This window comes from Streptomyces sp. SID13726, from assembly GCF_010548375.1.
In the GTDB taxonomy this organism is placed as follows: domain Bacteria; phylum Actinomycetota; class Actinomycetes; order Streptomycetales; family Streptomycetaceae; genus Streptomyces.
The window spans coordinates 1-444 of record NZ_JAAGLY010000441.1 but is presented as its reverse complement, the minus strand read 5'-3'; the positions used below and the strand labels follow the sequence as shown (position 1 = coordinate 444).

Genomic DNA, 444 nt, shown 5'->3' with positions numbered 1-444 from the left:
GGCGTCGGGACGGTGCTGCTCGTCTCCGTGCCGTTCGCGCTGCCCGGCAGGGCGATCGGCTACTCGCTGCCCCCGAAGGCGGCGCTGCCGGTGGTCCAGGTGATCCTCTTCCCGCTCGCGTTCGCCGGCGGCCTGTTCCTCCCGCCGTTCCTCTTCCCCCCGTGGCTGGACGCGATCTCGATGGCCACGCCGACGCGCGCGGGTCGCGACCTGCTCGTGCAGGCGCTCACGGGCGAGCCGGCGTACGGTCTCGCGTGGCCCGTGCTCGTGGGCTGGACGGTGGTCTTCGCCGCCCTCGCGGTCGGCGCCTACCGCCGCGACGAGGGTCGCCGCTTCCGCTGACCGCCCCCCGGTGCCGAACACGACGTTGCTGTCGTTCTGGGCGTCAGAACGACAGCAGCCTCGTGCTCGACGGCGCGTGGTTTCGTTCTCGTCCGCGGGCGG

General features: G+C 73.6%; 1 pseudogene. It reads left to right on the top strand.

The window, feature by feature from the left end:
• Positions 1-342, top strand: a pseudogene (locus G3I78_RS48490) (ABC transporter permease); the annotation flags it as partial.
• Between the last annotated feature and the right edge of the window lie 102 nt (positions 343-444).